Origin of the sequence: Occultella kanbiaonis, assembly GCF_009708215.1 — a bacterium.
Classification (GTDB): Bacteria; Actinomycetota; Actinomycetes; order Actinomycetales; family Beutenbergiaceae; genus Occultella; species Occultella kanbiaonis.
Window position 1 is genome coordinate 3,986,433 of the sequence record NZ_CP046175.1, and the last position, 17,120, is coordinate 4,003,552.

Consider the following 17,120-nt stretch of genomic DNA (forward strand, 5'->3'; position numbering starts at 1 on the left):
GCCGATCGGGATCGTGCGATCAGACCGGCAGACCCAGGTAGAAGTCGAACGCCGCGTTGTCCTGCGCGGGTCCGGTCACGTGGAAGACCACCGCGGTGTCGTACCACCAGACGATGTCGAGGGTGGTGCCGTCGGAGAAGTCCAGCCGGGTGCCGCTCTGGTCCTCCTCCCAGACGTAGGACTCGTAGATCTGCTCGCCCAGCGTCGCGGACAGCTCGGCGGCGTACGCGTCCGCCTCCGCCTCGGTCGCGAACGCGACCGCGGTCATCGTGACGTCGCCGGGATCGCCCACGAACGTGCCCGTGTAGGCCTCGGTGGCGGACGCGGGCGCCGGGGTGATGGCGTCGGCGACGGCCCAGCCGGCGTCGTCGATGGCCCACACGCCGCCGAGCTCGTCGCCGCCGGTGATGATCTCGACCCGCGAGGTGAGTTCGTCGTAGAGCTCACCGCTCGGCTCGGCCGTCGGGTCGTCGGTGGGCTCGTCCGTCGGGTCCACGGTGGGATCGTCGGTCGGTCCCTGCGTGGTCGTGGTGCCGCCCGCGGTCGGGTCCTCGTCGCCGCCGCCGCCGAAGAGCTGGATCGCGAAGAACACGATCGCTCCGAGCACCACGACACCGCCGATGACGGCCCCGATCACGACGCCACGGTTGCTGTTGGTGGGCCCACCTGGGCCTCCGGGCCCCTGACCGGGCATGCCCGGCTGGCCGTAGCCACCCTGTTGGGGCTGCCCGTAGCCACCCTGCTGGGGCTGCCCGTAGCCACCCTGCTGCGGCATGGACGACTGGCCGTAGCCACCCTGCTGGGGCTGGCCGTACCCGCCCGGGGGCATCGACGCCTGCCCGTAGCCCTGGCCGTACGCCTGGCTCGGGTCCTGGCCGAACGCCTGGGTGGGCTGGTCCGGCGAAGGCTGGCCGAAGCCGTACTCCGGGCCGTCGGAGGTTGCGCCGGGCTCGCCCTGGGGGCGGCCGTACGGGTCCTCGGGTGGGTTCTGGCTCATCTCGCCCTCCGCTGATTGTGTGTGTCGATCCCGGCGCCGTCGCTGGTCGCAGGCGCCGGGCTTCCCCTGATCTGGCCATGGTAGGGGCGCAAGGGGTCCGAGGAGACACGCGTCCATGGGAAGAACTGCACCCAGGCGCTGAACCCTGGCCGGACCCGCCCGGTGTGATCCTCGCCTCCCGCGCTGGCCCGACCCCGCGCCACCACGCCGGTGCACCCGGGTTCGCGCGCCACCGCCCGTCCCGGGCGGCGTGGTCGCCTCGCAAATCCTGGTAGGCTCACGCAGCGTTGAAACGCCCCTGTAGCTCAGTGGATAGAGCGTCTGCCTCCGGAGCAGAAGGTCGCTGGTTCGAATCCAGTCGGGGGCACGGAAGCGAAGCGACGTCCCCGACTTGATGACGGGAGCCGGAGCCCGCGTGCGAGGAACGAGCACACGGCGACGGCGGCTCCAGTCGGGGGCACTTCTCATCCCCGCGGGCCAGGGCTCCGGGTGCGCGGCTGGTACGTGCGGTCCGCGTCGCTAGGCTGTGTCGGTGACTTCTCCCTCCCCCACCGGCCAACAGTTCGAGATCCGTGCCGGCGACGCCGTCGCGATCATCACCGAGGTCGGTGCGAACCTCCGACTCTTCCGCGTCGGCGAACGCGACGTGGTGGTGCCCTACGGCGTCGACGAGCTGCCGCCCGCATCGAACGGCGCGGTGCTGGTGCCGTGGCCGAACCGGATCCGGGACGGCCGCTACACCTGGGACGGCCAGGAACTGCAGCTCCCGCTGACCGAGCCGGAACGGGGCACCGCCCTGCACGGCCTCGTCTGCTGGCAGCGGTGGACCGTGCTCGAGCACACGGCGGACACCGTCGAGCTGCGCCTGGACCCGGCGGCCACGCCCGGCTACCCGTTCCAGGTCAGCACCCGGATCCGCTACTCGATCGGTGCGGACGGCCTCTCCATCACCGCGACCACCGCGAACATCGGCTCCGCCGCCGCCCCGTACGGGATCGGGTTCCACCCGTGGCTCTCCCCCGGACCCGGCAGCCTCGACGACGCCGAGCTACAGCTCGACGCGACGGCATGGATCCCGACGGACGAGCGGCTGCTGCCCACGGGCGTCGCCGAGATCCCCGAGGACCTGGACTTCCGGGAGCCGCGGCGGATGGGCCGGACGGCGCTCGACGACGCGTTCGTGGGTGCGCTCTACGACGACCGGGGCCTGTCCTGGCTGCGGCTGCGCGGCACCGACGGACGCCTGGCGTCGGTGTGGATGGACGAGTCGCTGCGGACCTGGCAGATGTGCACCGGTGACGAGGTGGCCGCCCCGCAGGCGCGTCGCACCGGCCTGGCCGCCGAGCCCATGACGTGCGTGGCGGACGCCTTCCGTAGCGGAGAGCGGCTGATCCGGCTGAAGCCGGGTGCCGACCACACGGTGCGCTGGGGCCTGCGGCTCGACTGAGCGGCAGGGATCGGGCCCGGGCACGCCCGGGTGGCCGATCGGGGCCGGTGCGGGGGCGCTCAGCCCTCGGAGCAGAGCGGCGTGTCGCTGGTGAGCGGTGCCGCCTCGTGCTCGGCCAGCCAGGCCTCCGGGTCGACCGTGGTGAGGGCCTCGTCGAGGTGGATCTCCAGGTGCAGGTGCGGGCCGGTGGAGTTCCCGTAGGAGCCGACCGCGCCGATCACCTCACCGGCCGTGACGACGTCGCCGACGTCGACGAAGACGCCGTTCGGGTACATGTGGACGTACCAGGACCAGATCGGCTCGCCGTCGATCTCGTGCTGGACGATCACGAGCATCCCGGACCTGCCGTCCTTGCCACCGCCGGCGTAGATGACCTCGCCGTCCGCGATGGAGTGGATCGGGGTCCCTGCCGCCGCGGCCATGTCCAGCCCGGTGTGCTCGGAGTAGCTGCCGTAGATCGGGTGGGAGCGGTAGCCGTAGCGCGAGGTGAGCGAATAGGAGCCCGCCGTGATCGGCATGACCAGGTCCACCGGGGTCACGGTGGTCTCGGCGGCCACCACGCCGTTGGCCTCGAGGCCGGCCGTGCCACAGGTGAGCTCGTCGCGGGAGCCGTTGTCCCGGCTGGCCGCGGCGAGGGCGCGGGCGCGGGCCTCGGGGTCGGCGGCCAGGGCCTGGGTGCCGTCGGCGGGGACGTAGGCGCCGCCCGCGAGGATATCCAGCGCGCTGGCCGCGGCAAGGCTCTGGGTGGTCGCCTCGGCCGAGGGTCGGTCAGGGAGCGCGGCGCCGGTCAGCGGCACGACGGTCGTCGCGATGCCGAGGGCGGCCAGGACCGCGAGCCTTGGCACCCAACGGTGCACCCGGGGCTGCTCGGTCGTCGACTTCCGGCCGGCCGGTCGGTTGCCGCCCGCCGGGCGGCGGCCGCCGGGGCGGAACAGAGACCGCGTCGAGGTCGGTGTGGAGGTGGTCGCGGTGTCCGAAGGATCGGCGACGGCGGCAGCGACCTTGTCGTCGAGCGTCTCGTCGGCCGCGGGGTCGTCCTTTGCGTCGCCGGTGGCTGCGTCCTCCGTGGCCCCGTCGTCGGTGGCATTCACGACGTCGTGGGCGTTCGAGTCCTCGTCGGGGTCCGGGTCCTCATGGGCCTTGGGGTCCTCGTCGGTCTCCAGGTCCTCGTCGAGGTCCGTGTCCTCGCGGTCCGGGACGACATCGGCCTCGTCGGGATCCGGCGCCGTCTCGGCGTCCTGGACCTCGGTGACGGCGTCGGTCGTGACCTCGGGCCCGACCGGCTCGTCGGTCGGATCGACCGCTTCGGCCTGCGCCAGGGACGCCACGTACTCGGCAGCGCGGGCGGCGGCTTCGGCGGCGCGCTCCTGCTCGCGGATCTGACGGCGGGTCGGGGACGTGGCAGTGACCTCAGGGGTCGCGAGATCGTCAGCGGGCAGATCACGCTGAGAACTCACACGGCCTCCGGGGGAAAGGTGTTTGACACAGGTGGAACGAGGGACAGCACTTCGGGGGTTTCAGGATCGCGGGCGGTAGGGGGCCCGCCAGGACCGGATCACGAAACCATAACGGATGCCGTTGAATCGGTCCAGATCCTGTGAGCGAACCCACGCCACGCGCCGGGGCACCTTAGGCAGGATCGGCGGCCGGGATCAAACCGATGGGGGCCATGGCGCGTCGGCGGGCGCCTCGGTCATCGCTGTTGGGCCCGCTGCATCGAGTCACGGACCTCGCCGACCAGCTCCTCGAGGATGTCCTCCAGGAACACGACGCCGATCCGCTCCGGCGCCGCCTCGCCGTCGGTTCCGACGCCGGGCGCGAGCATCTCACCGGCGCCGATCCCGGCCTCCGGTGCGGCACTGATGGCGGCCAGGTGAGCCCCGGTGCGCTGCATCGCGGCGAGCACGTCCTCGATCTCGTCCCCGGTGGCGGCCATGGCCATCGGCCGGACCCGCCAGTCCGGCACCGGCGCCCGGCGCAGGGCGTCGGTATCGGCGTAGAGGACATCCTTGATGTGCAGGTAGCCGGTGATCGCCGCGCCTTGCGTGACCGGGAAACGGGAGTACCCGGTCTTGGCGACCGCGTGCTCCACCTCCTCGGGCGTACACCCCAGGGGCAGCGTGACCAGCTTCTCCACGGCCACCATCACGGTGCCGGCGGTGGCCTCGGAGAACTCGATGGCGCCGGTGAGCAGGCCGAGTTCGTCGTCGAGCAACCCCTCGGCCTGGGACCGCTCCACGATCGCCGCGACCTCCTCGGCGGTGAAGGTCGAGGTCACCTCGTCCTTGGGTTCGACCCCGCCGAGCCGCAGGATCGCGTTCGCCAGCCAGTTCAGGAAGCGGATCACCGGGGAGAGCACCCGGGAGATCCACACCAGCGGTGGGGCGAACCACAGCACCGCGCGCTCCGGCGCGGACACGGCCAGGTTCTTCGGCACCATCTCGCCCAGGACCACGTGCAGGTAGACCACGATCGCGAGCGCGACCACGAAGCCGACCACGTGGCTGGCCTCGGCGGGCAGGCCAACGGCGATCAGGGGGCCCTCGACCAGGTGCGCGATCGCCGGTTCGGCGACGGCCCCGATCCCGGTGGAGCAGATCGTGATGCCCAGCTGGGCGCAGGCGAGCATGAGCGAGACGTTCTCGATGGCCCACAGGGCCGTGCGCGCGGCCCGGGAGCCGGACTCCGCGATCGGCTCGATCTGGGATCGCCGCGCGGACATGATCGCGAACTCGGCACCCACGAAGAACGCGTTCGCGCCGAGCAGCACGAGCGCCAGGATGAGCGCGGTCGAGGAACTCATCGGTCCTCGCTCTCGGCAGCGGATTCGGCCGCGCGGACCTGGATCGTGTCCACCCGCCGGGAGTCCATGGTCTGCACCCGCAGTGTCACGCCGGGCACCTCGACCTCGTCGCCCACGGCGGGCAGGCGCCCGAGCGCGGTCATCACCAGACCGCCCAACGTCTCGTAGGGAGCCTCGTCCGGGACCACCAGCCCGGTCTGCTGGTACAGCTCGTCGGGTCGCAGGCTGCCCGGCACGATCCAGGTGCGGGCCGGACCGGGCCGCACCACCCGCCGTCGACGGTCGTGCTCGTCGGCCACCTCCCCGACCAGCTCCTCGACGACGTCCTCGAGGGTGACCACCCCGGACGTGCCGCCGTACTCGTCGACGACCACCGCCATCTGCAGACCGTCGCGCAGTTCCACCAGGAGCGGTCCGAGCCGGATCGTCTCCGGGACCTGGGGCGCCTCATCCATCAATGCCCCGACGGGCACCTCCCCGCGGCGTTCGTACGGCACCGCGATGGCCCGCCGCAGCTGGACGATGCCGACCACCTCGTCCGGTGAGGCGTCGATGACCGGGAACCTGGAGTGCCCGGTCGACCGGGCCAGGGCGAGCAGGTCGGTCGCGCGGGTGTCCCGGTCCACCGCGTGCATCCGCATCCGGTCCGTCATCACGTCGACGGCGGTGAGCCGGCCGAGGCCGATCGACCGGGTCAGCAGGGTGGCGGTGGACATCTCGAGCGTGCCCGCCTTCGCGGAATGCCGCACCAACGCGGCCAGTTCCGTTGCGGACCGGCCGCCGCTGAGTTCCTCGCGGGGCTCGACCCCGAACATCCGCAGCACCCGGTTCGCCGAGCCGTTCAGCACCGTGATCATCGGCCGCAGCGCGGTCGTGAAGGCGTGCTGGAACGGGATGACCGTCTTGGCCACCTTCATCGGGTCCGAGATCGCCCAGTTCTTCGGGACCAGCTCCCCGAAGATCATCGAGAACGTGTTCACGACCACGAGGCTGACGACGACCGCCACGGCTGTCGCGATCGCCGTCGTCAGGCCGGTGCGCCCCAGCGGCACCGCGACCAGATTCGCGACGGCTGCCTGCATCGTGTAGCCGAGCAGCACCGTGGTCACGGTGATCCCGACCTGCGCACCGGAGAGTTCGGTGGACAGGTGTCGTAGCGCCCGCGCGAGCAGTCCGGCGCGCTTGTCCCCGGCGGCGCTGCGCCGGTCGACTCCTGCCGGGTCGAGCGCCACCAGCGCGAACTCCGCGGAGACGAACAGTGCGGTCCCTGCGGTCAGTACCACCCCGAGCAGCACCAGCAACCAGTCGACGATCATCGGATGAGACCGAGGGCCCTTCGACGGGTGGCGGCGGGATGGCCAGACATAGTGGGGCCAGAGTAGCGCTCACCTCCCGGACCCCGAGGCTCGCGTGTGCCACAGTTTCCCCATGTCGACCGCGCAGCCGAACACCTCAGTGCTCATCGTCGAGGACGAACCGGAGATCGCCGCCCAGATCGCCCGCCGGCTCCAGGCGGAGGGCTGGACGCCACACATCGCCGGTGACGGCCCCTCCGGGGTGGAGGCGGCCGCCACGGTGCGTCCGGACCTGATCGTGCTCGACGTGATGCTGCCCGGGATCGACGGCCTCGAGGTGTGCCGCCGGATCCAGGCCGAGCAGGCCACCAACGGACGCCCGCCCACCCCGATCCTGATGCTGACCGCCCGTGACGACGAGACCGACATGCTCGTCGGGCTGGGCGTCGGCGCGGACGACTACATGACGAAGCCGTTCTCGATGCGCGAGCTGTTGGCCCGCCTGAAGGTGCTGCTGCGCCGGGTGGAGCGGTCCCGGCAGGCGCCGGCGACGGCGTCCGGTGAGCCGCCGATGGTGCTCGGCGACCTGATCATCGACCGGGCCGCACGCCGGGTGAACCGGTCCGGCGAGGAGGCGCACCTGACCCCCACGGAGTTCGACCTGCTGGTCTGCCTGGCGCAGAGCCCGCGGACGGTGCTCTCCCGCGAGCGCCTGCTCGCGGAGGTCTGGGACTGGGCCGACGCGTCCGGCACCCGCACCGTCGACTCGCACGTGAAGGCCCTCCGGCGCAAGCTCGGCTCGGACCTGATCCGTACCGTCCACGGGGTCGGGTACGCCCTCGAGCCCTCGGCCGGCTGACCACGCAACCGATCCCCGCGCCACCGCGATGAAGCCGCATCCATGAGCACCCCGCACGTCCGGCACGCCCGTTCCACCGAAGTGAGCTGGTGGCGACGGACCCTGTCCCTGGTGGGTGACCTGCGCCCGCTGGACCCGATGCGCTCGATCAAGATGAAGCTGATCGTGATCATCGCGGCGACGGTCGCCATGTACACGCTCGTCACCTGGGCCGGGATCCGGTTCGGGTTCGGGGTGCTGAACACGTTCCCGTTCGCGCTCGGGGCCTCGCTGATCCTCACCCAGATCCTCGCCCGTGGGATGACCCGGCCGCTGCGGGAGATGACCGCCGCGGCCCGTTCGATGGCGCGCGGCGACTACACCACCCGGGTCCACACGAACAGCCAGGACGAGGTCGGCGAGCTCGCGGCCGCGTTCAACTCGATGGCCCAGGACCTGGACACCCTCGATGCCCAGCGCCGGGAGATGGTGGCCAACGTCTCGCACGAGTTGCGCACCCCGGTGGCCGCGCTGCGCGCGCAGCTGGAGAACATGGCCGACGGCGTGGTGGAACCGGACCCGGACGCTCTCGAGGGGGCGCTCACGCAGATCGAGCGGCTCTCCCGGCTGATCACCTACCTGCTGGACCTGTCCCGGCTGGAGGCCGGTGCGGCCAGCCTGGCGCTCACCGAGTTCGAGGTGCAGGAGTTCCTCGACGACGTCGCCACCCAGGCGCGGCACGCGGCCGCCGGTTTCGGGCGGGACCTGCGCTGGGAGGTGTCGACGCTGCCCCCGGACCTGCACCTGACGGCCGACGAGGAGCGCCTGCGACAGGTCATCTCCAACCTGCTCGGGAACGCGTCCCGGCACTCTCCCCGCGGTGGCACCGTCTCCCTGCGCGGCCGGTACTCGGCCACGACCGACGAGGTCGTGATCGAGGTGCTCGACGAGGGTCAGGGGATCCCGGTCTCGGACCGGGAGAAGGTCTTCGAGCGGTTCGAGCGTGGCAACGCGCCGGCCCAGCGCGGCGGGCTGTCCACCGGCGGCACCGGGCTCGGGCTCGCCATCGCCCGCTGGGCGGTGAGCCTGCACGGCGGCATGATCGCGGTGGCGGATCCGCCGGGCGGCACCGGCGCCATGCTGCGGGTGACACTGCCGGCCCGTGGGCCGGCCGAGGGCCGCGCCCACCCCACCGCGCCGGGCACCTGAGCGCGGGTCGCCGAGCCACGGTGACGGTACCGACCCGCACGTCGGGGTCGGGGAACACAGGCCCCCGGCCAGGGAACGCCGCTCCACTGACTCGAGACGTCGATCCACCCACCCCCGACCCGCATCTCGCGTCAGCGGAACAAGCGCACCGGCCAGGGCCTGCCGCTCCACCGACGCGAAACGTCGATCCACCCACCCCAGACCCGCACCTCGCGTCAGCGGAACACGCGCCCCGCTCCACTGACTCGAAACGTCGATCCGCCCACGCCCGACCCGCACCTCGCGTCAGCGGAACGGGGCCTGCGTGGTCGCGGACCTGCTGCTGGCTCACCAGGTGCCAGGCAGCCGCCCACAGGCAGTCCACAGCAACCGCGGCGGCGGAGGAGACGAAACGTTGACCAGCGTTTGAATGACCACAGTCGGCTCGGGTCCGCCGCATCACATTTTGGCGTGGCAGGCGTGCTCCGGTGAGGTTTCCGTGTTGTTCGTCACCTAGGCTTGAGGGAACGAACCCGCACCCCAGCTACCTTTCGGAAGAGGGCGATCCTCGAGTGTCCCAGCAGGCACCCCACGACCCTGTCTCGGTTCCCACGAACTTCGGCGGCAACGAATGGCTCATCGACGAGCTGTACGCCCAGTATCGGGAGGACAAGTCGCAAGTCGACCCCACCTGGTGGGAGTTCTTCGAGAACTATCGCCCTGCCGACCTCGCCGCCAACGGCACCGCAGGTAGCAACGGAGCCCCCACCGCCAAGCCGGCCCCGGCCCCGGCCGCCGACACGAAGGCGCCCGCACCGGCCCCGGCACCCGAGGCGAAGGCGACGAACCCGCCCGCCGCAGCGACGCCGTCGGCCCCCGCGCACAGCGCCGCGCAGGCGAGCGCCGCGACGCCGCCGGCCGAGGAGGTCCGCGCCGACATCCCACCGGCCGCGCCCGAGGTCACCGCGGAGGCACCGACCGCCCCCTACACGAAGTCCCTCACCGGCGGCGGTCCCCGCAGCGCCGGCGGCGACGACGAGGTCGAGAAGTTGCGTGGCGCGTCCGCCCGGACCGTCACGAACATGGTCACCAGCCTCGAGGTGCCGACCGCGACCAGCGTGCGGTCGATCCCGGCGAAGCTGCTCGTGGACAACCGGATCGTCCTGAACAACCACCTCCAGCGCAGCCGCGGTGGCAAGGTCTCCTTCACCCACCTGATCGGCTTCGCCGTGGTGGAGGCCCTCGGGGACATGCCCGAGATGAACGCCGGCTACCGCGACCTGGACGGCAAGCCCGGCATCGTGCGCCCGGCCCACGTCAACTTCGGGCTGGCCATCGACCTGGCCAAGCCGGACGGCACCCGGCAGCTGCTGGTGCCCTCCATCAAGGAAGCCGAGACGATGGACTTCGCCCACTTCTGGGCGGCCTACGAGGACATGGTCAAGAAGGCCCGCGGCGGCAAGCTCGAGGTCTCGGATTTTGCGGGCACCACGATCTCGCTGACGAACCCCGGCACCATCGGCACGGTCCACTCGGTGCCGCGCCTGATGGCCGGGCAGGGCACGATCATCGGCGTCGGCGCCATGAACTACCCGGCCGAGTTCCAGGGGGCCTCCACGGAGACCCTCGCGAAGCTCGGTGTGTCGAAGATCCTGACGCTGACGTCCACGTACGACCACAGGATCATCCAGGGCGCCCAGTCCGGTGACTTCCTCCGGATCGTGCACTCCAAGCTGATCGGCGAGGACGGCTTCTACGACCGGGTGTTCGCGTCCCTGCGGGTGCCGTACGAGCCGGTCCGCTGGACCCAGGACACCAACGCCGACGCCGAGGACGACTTCGGCAAGCCGGCCCGGATCGCGGAGCTGATCCACTCCTACCGCTCCCGCGGGCACTTCATGGCCGACACCGACCCGCTGGCCTACCGCCAGCGCCGGCATGCCGACCTGGACGTGCAGAACCACGGCCTGACCCTCTGGGACCTGGACCGCACCTTCCCGACCGGCGGGTTCGGCGGCAAGCCCAAGATGCTCCTGCGCGACATCCTCGGGCTGCTGCGCAACTCCTACTGCCGCACCATCGGCTCGGAGTACATGCACCTGCACGACTCCGCCCAGCGCAAGTGGCTGCAGCAGCGCCTCGAGTCCGGCTGGGCCAAGCCCGAGCCGATCGCCCAGCAGCAGATCCTGCGCAAGCTGAACGCCGCCGAGGCGTTCGAGACGTTCCTGCAGACCAAGTACGTCGGTCAGAAGCGGTTCAGCCTCGAGGGTGGCGAGTCGCTCATCCCGATGCTGGACAAGATCCTGGAGCGCTCGGCCGAGGAGGGCCTCGACGAGGTCGGCATCGGCATGCCGCACCGCGGCCGTCTGAACGTGCTGGCGAACATCGCGGGCAAGTCCTACGCGCAGATCTTCGCCGAGTTCGAGGGCAACCAGGACCCGCGCACCGTGCAGGGCAGCGGCGACGTGAAGTACCACCTCGGCACGGAGGGCAAGTACATCTCCGTGAGCGGGGAGTCCACGAAGGTCTACCTCGCCGCGAACCCGTCCCACCTCGAGGCCGTCGACGGCGTGCTCGAGGGGATCGTCCGCGCCAAGCAGGACCGGATCGACCTCGGTGGGGCCGGGTTCTCCGTGCTGCCGATCCTGATCCACGGGGACGCCGCGTTCGCCGGGCAGGGCGTGGTCACCGAGACCCTGAACATGTCCCAGCTGCGCGGCTACCGCACCGGCGGCACCGTGCACATCCTGATCAACAACCAGGTGGGCTTCACGACCGGCGCGTCCTCGTCCCGGTCCACGCTGTACGCCACGGACGTGGCGAAGGGCCTGCAGATCCCGGTGTTCCACGTGAACGGCGACGACCCGGAGGCCGTCGCCCACGTGGCCGAGTTGGCGTTCGACTACCGCCAGGAGTTCCACAAGGACGTCATCATCGACATGGTGTGCTACCGCCGCCGCGGTCACAACGAGGGCGACGACCCCTCGATGACGCAGCCGGTGATGTACTCCCTGATCGAGAAGAAGCGCAGCGTCCGCAAGCTGTACACCGAGGCGCTCGTCGGCCGTGGCGACATGACCGAGGACGAGGCCGAGGAAGCCCTCTCGCACTACAAGGGCGAACTCGAACGGGTCTTCACCGAGGCACGCACCGGCGCCAGCACCAGCACCGACGACGTCCAGGTCGCTGGCCTCGAGCGCCCGGAGTCCCAGCTCGAGGACGCCGGGGTCATGGTCGGCTGGGAGACCGCCGCACCCACGCAGATGCTGACGCGGATCGGCGAGGCGCACGTGCGCCCACCGGAGGGCTTCACCGTCCACCCCAAGCTCCTCCAGCTGCTCCAGAAGCGGCACCAGATGTCCACCGATGGCGACATCGACTGGGCCTTCGGGGAGATCCTCGCGTTCGGCTCCCTCCTGCTCGAGGGCACCCCGGTACGACTGACCGGGCAGGACTCGCGCCGCGGCACGTTCGTGCAGCGGCACGCGGTGCTGCACGACCGGGTCAACGGCGCCGAGTGGACCCCGCTGATGTACCTCGCCGCGGACCAGGGCAAGTTCTGGGTGTACGACTCCTCGCTCAGCGAGTATGCGGCCCTCGGCTTCGAGTACGGCTACTCGGTCGAGCGTCCGGACGCCCTGGTGCTCTGGGAGGCGCAGTTCGGCGACTTCGTCAACGGCGCCCAGACGATCATCGACGAGTTCATCTCCTCCGCCCAGCAGAAGTGGGACCAGAGCTCCTCCGTGGTGCTGCTGCTGCCGCACGGCTACGAGGGCCAGGGACCGGACCACTCCTCCGCCCGCAAGGAGCGGTTCCTGCAGCTCGCGGCCGAGGACAACATGATCGTCGCGGAGCCGTCCACCCCGGCGAACCACTTCCACCTGCTGCGGCGTCAGGCGTACCAGCGCCCGCGTCGCCCGCTGATCGTGTTCACCCCGAAGCAGCTGCTGCGGCTGCGGGCGGCCACGTCCTCGGTGGAGGACTTCACCACCGGGACGTTCCAGACGGTCATCGGCGACTCCGCCGTGGACCCGGCGACCGTCGACCGCGTGCTCATGTGCAGCGGGCGGGTCTACTACGACCTGCTCGCCGAGCGCACCAAGCGTGAGGACACCAGGACCGCGATCGTCCGCCTCGAGCAGCTCTACCCGCTCGACGACGAGGCCATTCGCGCCGAGCTCAGCCGGTACCCGAACGCCGAGTTCGTCTGGGTCCAGGACGAGCCGAAGAACCAGGGCGCGTGGAGCTACCTGGTTCTGAACCTCGTGTACGCCCTGCCCGAGATGTCGGAGGCGGCGCGGCTGAAGGGCCGGCTGCGCGTGGTGTCCCGCCCGAACATGGCGGCCCCGTCCGCAGGTACCGGCAAGAAGCACCAGGCGGAGCAGGCCACCTTGCTGAGCGAGGCATTCCAACGGTGAGCGCCGCGTCCCCAGACGCGGCGGGCACGCGCATCTGTGTGGTCGGCGACGAACTCGTCGCCGGGTTGGGTGACGCCCGCGGGATGGGCTGGGTCGGCCGGGTCGCGGCCCGCACGCAGTCGGAGACGCCGTTGGCGTTCTTCACCCTGGCCGTGCCCGGCGAGACCAGCACCTCCCTGTCCGGGCGCTGGGAGACCGAGTGCAACCGCCGCTTCGGGGCCGGGGAGAACCGCCTCGTGGTCGCCCCCGGGTCCGCGGACCTGCAGCACGGGGTGTCCCTGGCCCGTAGCCGGCTGAACCTGGCCAACGTGCTCGACGACGCCACCAACCGGCAGATCCCCACGTTCGTAGTGGGCCCGCCGCCGCGCGCCGACGTGTCCGAGTCCGCGCTCGGGGATCTCTCCGGGGCGTTCGCCGACGTCTGCCAGCGGCGCCGGGTGACCTACGTGGAGACCTTCGAACCGCTGCGTACCCATGAACAATGGCTCTCGGACACCTCCGCCGGCGACGGCACCCACCCGCAGCAGGCCGGCTACGGTCTGCTCGCCTGGTTGGTGCTCCACAACGGCTGGCACGAGTGGCTCGGCCTGCCCCAGGAGTGAGGACGCGTGTGACCGACACCTTCACGGTCGCCGGGCAGGACTTCCTGCGCGACGGCGTAGCGCACCAGATCATCTCCGGCGCCGTGCACTACTTCCGGGTCCCGCGCGCGCTCTGGGAGGACCGGCTGCGGCGGCTGCTCGCGATGGGCGCGAACGCCGTCGAGACGTACGTGGCGTGGAACTTCCACGCTCCGCACGCGGGCACCGGTCCCGACTTCACCGGGAACGCGGACCTCGGCGCGTACATCGACCTGGCCGGTGACCTCGGCCTCGACGTCATCGTGCGACCCGGCCCCTACATCTGCGCCGAATGGGACCTGGGCGGGTTCCCCTCGTGGCTGCTCACCGACGACGCCGCCGCCGGCGCGTTGCGCACCTCCGACCCGGCCTACCTCGCCCACGTGGACGAGTGGTTCGACGCCCTGATCCCGATCATCGCCGAGCGCCAGCTCAGCCGCGGCGGACCGGTCATCGCCGTACAGGCGGAGAACGAGTACGGCAGTTACGGCAACGACGCCGCCTACCTGCGCGCGATGGCCGACGGGCTCCGGGCCCGCGGGATCGACGTACTGCTGTTCACCTCGGACGGACCGGAGCCGCTGATGCTTGCCGGTGGCACCGTGCCGGGCCTGCTGGCGACGGCGAACTTCGGTTCGCGGCAGGCCGAGGCCTTCGCGGAACTCGCCCGGGCCCGCCCGGACCAGCCCGGGATGTGCATGGAGTTCTGGAACGGCTGGTTCGACCACTGGGGCGTCGAGCACCACACCAGGTCGGCGGAGAGCGCGGCGGCCGAGTTGGCCGGGATGCTCGCGGACGGACGCTCGGTGAACTTCTACATGGCGCACGGCGGCACGAACTTCGGGGTCTGGGCCGGCGCGAACTGTCACGACGGCCAGGCCGGGGCGGGGCCTCGGTTCGAGCCGACCGTCACCTCCTACGACTACGACGCCCCGATCGCCGAGGACGGTACCCTCACCCCGAAGTTCGAGGCGTTCCGGGACGTGATCGCCGCGCACACCGGGCGCACGCCGCCCGCTCCCCCGCCGGCCCCGGCGCGGCTGGCCCCGCGCACGGTCGAGGTGCAGTCCTGCCTGGACCTCGGCGCCGTGCTCGACGGCGTCCCCAGGGTCCTCGCACCGACGCCCCGTTCGTTCGAGCGGCTCGGCCTCCACCACGGGGTGGTCCGGTACGTCACCACCGTGCCCGGCCCGATGCCGGCCGCGGACCTGCACCTGGACGGCCTGGCCGACCTCGCCACCGTGGTGGTCAACTCACGCCTCGTCGGCCGCCTCGGCCGCACCCAGGCGGACCCCGGGTACGGTCCGGCGGGCGACGGCCTGCGGGTCGAGCTCGACCAGCCGGTGAACACCGTCGAGATCACCGTCACCTCGCTCGGCCGGGTGAACTTCGGCCGCCACCTGCGCGACTCCAAGGGCCTGCAGGCGGTGCGGCTTGCCCACCAGCACCTGTTCTCATGGACACACGCGGGCCTCGACCTGACGACCCTGCCGGAACTGGACTGGACCGCGCGGGCGAGCTCCGCCGTCGGGGTCTCCGGCGGCCTGCACCGGGCGGTACTGGACCTGACCGAACAGGACGTCGGCGACGCCCACCTGGCCCTGCCCGGCTGGCACCACGGCCACGTGTTCCTGAACGGCTGCAACCTGGGCCGGTACTGGAACCCGGCGGGGCCGCAGCGCACGCTCTACGCCCCGGCGCCGCTGTGGCGCGCCGGTGCGAACGAGCTGGTGATCGCCGAGCTGACCCTGCCCGTGGACGCGCCGGGCGGCCCCATCGAGATCTGGGACCGCCCGGACCTCGGCTGACGCCGCGCGGCGCCCCTCAGGTGGACGGCGGGTACTCCTGCTGGCCGCTCTCGACCACGTCGAACTCCTCCGGGTGCTTGAGCAGGTGCAGCAGCGCCGCCACCAGGCCGCCCCAGACCAGGACCAGGGCCACGACCAACATCACGATCGCCGCAGCGCTCATCGCGGTTCACCTCCCTCGACGAGCACCGGCTCGTCCTCGACCACCCCGCGTCGCCACGGGATGAAACTGACCAGGACCGCGATCACGATCAGGCCGATCGCCACACCCCAGCCGAACACGGCGACGTAGCCGGCCGGCATCTCGCCGTAGCCGTCCCGGATCCGCGTGACCACCTCGCTGATGAACATGTAACCGAGCACGAGCGGGGTGACGACCCCGAGAAGCACGAACCAGGTGCGCCCGAGCTTGAACGAGGACACCGAGTTCACGTGCGCGGCGAGTTCGGGCAGCTTGCGCAGGCCCCAACCGATCACGATCACACTCACCAGCGCGGCGCCGACGATGCCGAAGTTGTTCGCGAAGTTGTCCACCACGTCCAGCAGGTTCAGCCCGGTGGTGGTGGGGAACAGCGCGACCGAGACGACCGCCATCAGCCCGCCGGCGATCAGCACGGACTTCGTGCGGCTCCAGCCGAGCTTGTCCTCCACCCCGGCGAGGACCACCTGCACGATCGACACGAGTGAGGTGATCCCGGCCAGGACCAGCGAGAGGAAGAACAGCACCCCGAACAGGCTGCCGCCGGGCATCGTGGAGATGATGGCCGGGAACGCGATGAACGCGAGCCCGATCCCGGACTCGGCCACGTCGGCGACCCCGACTCCGCTGGCCTGGGCCATGAACCCCAGCGCCGCGAACACCCCGATGCCGGCGAGGATCTCGAAGCCGGAGTTGGAGAACGCGACCACGAGGCCGGAGCCGGTCAGGTTCGACCTGCGCTTGAGGTAGGAGGCGTACGTGATCATGATCCCGAAGCCCACGGACAGCGAGAAGAAGATCTGCCCGTAGGCCGCGATCCACACGCCCGGGTTCGTCAGGGCGCCCCAGTCGGGCGTGAACAGGGCGTCCAGGCCGAGCATGGCGCCCGGCTGGCGCAGCCCCTGGATCACCATGACCACGAAGATGACGACGAGCACCGGGATGAAGATCTGGGAGAGCCGGGCGATGCCGTCCTGGACGCCGAGCCGGTGCACCACGAGCGTGAACAGCCAGATGATGATCAGCGGGATGCCGACCGCCGGCACCCAGGACCCGCCCAGGGTGAACTCTCCGCTCTGCTGCAGGAAGTCGCCCCCGAAGAACCCGCCGGGGTCGTCGCCCCAGGCCTGGTTGATGGAGAAACCGGTGTAGCGGACCGCCCACGCGATGACGACCGCGTAGTAGACGGCGATCACGAAGCAGATCCCGACGTGCCACCAGCCGATGGCCTCCGTGGCACCGCCGAGCCGGCGATAGGCCAGCGGGGACGATGCCCGGAACTTGTGACCGATCGCGTAGTCCAGGAACAGCAGCGGGATCCCCGCGGTGAGCAGCGCCACCAGGTACGGGATGATGAAGGCGCCGCCGCCGTTCTCGTAGGCCACATACGGGAACCGCCAGATGTTCCCCAGCCCGATCGCGGACCCGACGGCCGCGAAGATGAACGCCCGCCGTCCCTTGAACTCTTCTCGTTCCTGCGCCACGTCGTGCTCCCTTGCATTCGATG

At 71.1% G+C, this 17,120-nt stretch carries 12 protein-coding genes and 1 tRNA gene; 7 read left to right on the plus strand and 6 right to left on the minus strand.

Features of this window, described 5'->3' with window-relative positions:
- Positions 1-19: 19 nt before the first annotated feature.
- Positions 20-997 carry a hypothetical protein gene (locus GKS42_RS18340; protein ID WP_154795132.1) on the minus strand — a complete coding sequence of 326 codons (978 nt, stop codon included), beginning with the start codon at positions 995-997 and terminating at the stop codon, positions 20-22.
- A gap of 294 nt (positions 998-1,291) precedes the next feature.
- Between GKS42_RS18340 and GKS42_RS18345 the strand changes: the two genes are divergently transcribed.
- Together GKS42_RS18345 and GKS42_RS18350 are read left to right on the plus strand one after the other, a co-directional pair.
- A tRNA-Arg gene (locus GKS42_RS18345) sits at positions 1,292-1,364 on the plus strand.
- Positions 1,365-1,529: 165 nt separating this feature from the next.
- Entirely contained in the window at positions 1,530-2,444 is a 915-nt protein-coding gene (locus GKS42_RS18350) for an aldose 1-epimerase family protein (RefSeq protein ID WP_154795133.1), read from the plus strand.
- A gap of 59 nt (positions 2,445-2,503) precedes the next feature.
- Here the strand turns inward: GKS42_RS18350 and GKS42_RS18355 are convergent, their stop codons facing one another.
- The 3 genes from GKS42_RS18355 to GKS42_RS18365 all read right to left on the minus strand — a co-directional run bounded on the left by GKS42_RS18355 (position 2,504) and on the right by GKS42_RS18365 (position 6,563).
- Complete coding sequence (locus tag GKS42_RS18355; protein ID WP_154795134.1) at positions 2,504-3,901, minus strand: peptidoglycan DD-metalloendopeptidase family protein; 1,398 nt, start codon at positions 3,899-3,901, stop codon at positions 2,504-2,506.
- 236 nt (positions 3,902-4,137) lie between these two features.
- Entirely contained in the window at positions 4,138-5,247 is a 1,110-nt protein-coding gene (locus GKS42_RS18360; RefSeq protein ID WP_154795135.1) for a hemolysin family protein, read from the minus strand.
- Positions 5,244-6,563, minus strand: coding sequence for a hemolysin family protein (locus GKS42_RS18365; protein WP_154795136.1), 1,320 nt, complete (start codon positions 6,561-6,563; stop codon positions 5,244-5,246). The genes GKS42_RS18360 and GKS42_RS18365 overlap by 4 nt, the downstream gene beginning before the upstream one ends.
- Before the next feature lie 112 nt (positions 6,564-6,675).
- On the opposite strand from GKS42_RS18365, the gene GKS42_RS18370 reads away from it, so the two are divergent.
- From GKS42_RS18370 to GKS42_RS18390, 5 genes are all read left to right on the plus strand, one after another.
- The gene (locus tag GKS42_RS18370; protein ID WP_154795137.1) at positions 6,676-7,401 is read left to right on the plus strand and encodes a response regulator transcription factor; all 726 of its coding nucleotides are present in this window, start codon (positions 6,676-6,678) and stop codon (positions 7,399-7,401) included.
- Between the two features lie 42 nt (positions 7,402-7,443).
- Positions 7,444-8,589 (plus strand): HAMP domain-containing sensor histidine kinase, encoded by a 1,146-nt coding sequence (locus GKS42_RS18375; RefSeq protein WP_154795138.1) that lies wholly within the window; start codon positions 7,444-7,446, stop codon positions 8,587-8,589.
- 551 nt (positions 8,590-9,140) lie between these two features.
- On the plus strand, positions 9,141-12,986 hold the full coding sequence (locus tag GKS42_RS18380) for a multifunctional oxoglutarate decarboxylase/oxoglutarate dehydrogenase thiamine pyrophosphate-binding subunit/dihydrolipoyllysine-residue succinyltransferase subunit (protein ID WP_154795139.1): 3,846 nt from the start codon (positions 9,141-9,143) through the stop codon (positions 12,984-12,986).
- Complete coding sequence (locus tag GKS42_RS18385; protein WP_290368028.1) at positions 12,983-13,588, plus strand: GDSL-type esterase/lipase family protein; 606 nt, start codon at positions 12,983-12,985, stop codon at positions 13,586-13,588. The genes GKS42_RS18380 and GKS42_RS18385 overlap by 4 nt, the downstream gene beginning before the upstream one ends.
- A gap of 8 nt (positions 13,589-13,596) precedes the next feature.
- Positions 13,597-15,414 carry a glycoside hydrolase family 35 protein gene (locus tag GKS42_RS18390; protein WP_168217678.1) on the plus strand — a complete coding sequence of 606 codons (1,818 nt, stop codon included), beginning with the start codon at positions 13,597-13,599 and terminating at the stop codon, positions 15,412-15,414.
- A gap of 16 nt (positions 15,415-15,430) precedes the next feature.
- Here GKS42_RS18390 and GKS42_RS18395 read toward each other — a convergent pair whose 3' ends face one another.
- Both GKS42_RS18395 and GKS42_RS18400 read right to left on the minus strand, forming a co-directional pair.
- Complete coding sequence (locus GKS42_RS18395; protein ID WP_154795141.1) at positions 15,431-15,577, minus strand: methionine/alanine import family NSS transporter small subunit; 147 nt, start codon at positions 15,575-15,577, stop codon at positions 15,431-15,433.
- A complete protein-coding gene (locus tag GKS42_RS18400; protein ID WP_154795142.1) occupies positions 15,574-17,097 on the minus strand; it encodes a sodium-dependent transporter in 1,524 nt (507 codons plus the stop codon). Before GKS42_RS18400 ends, GKS42_RS18395 begins: the two co-directional genes overlap by 4 nt.
- Positions 17,098-17,120: the final 23 nt, after the last annotated feature.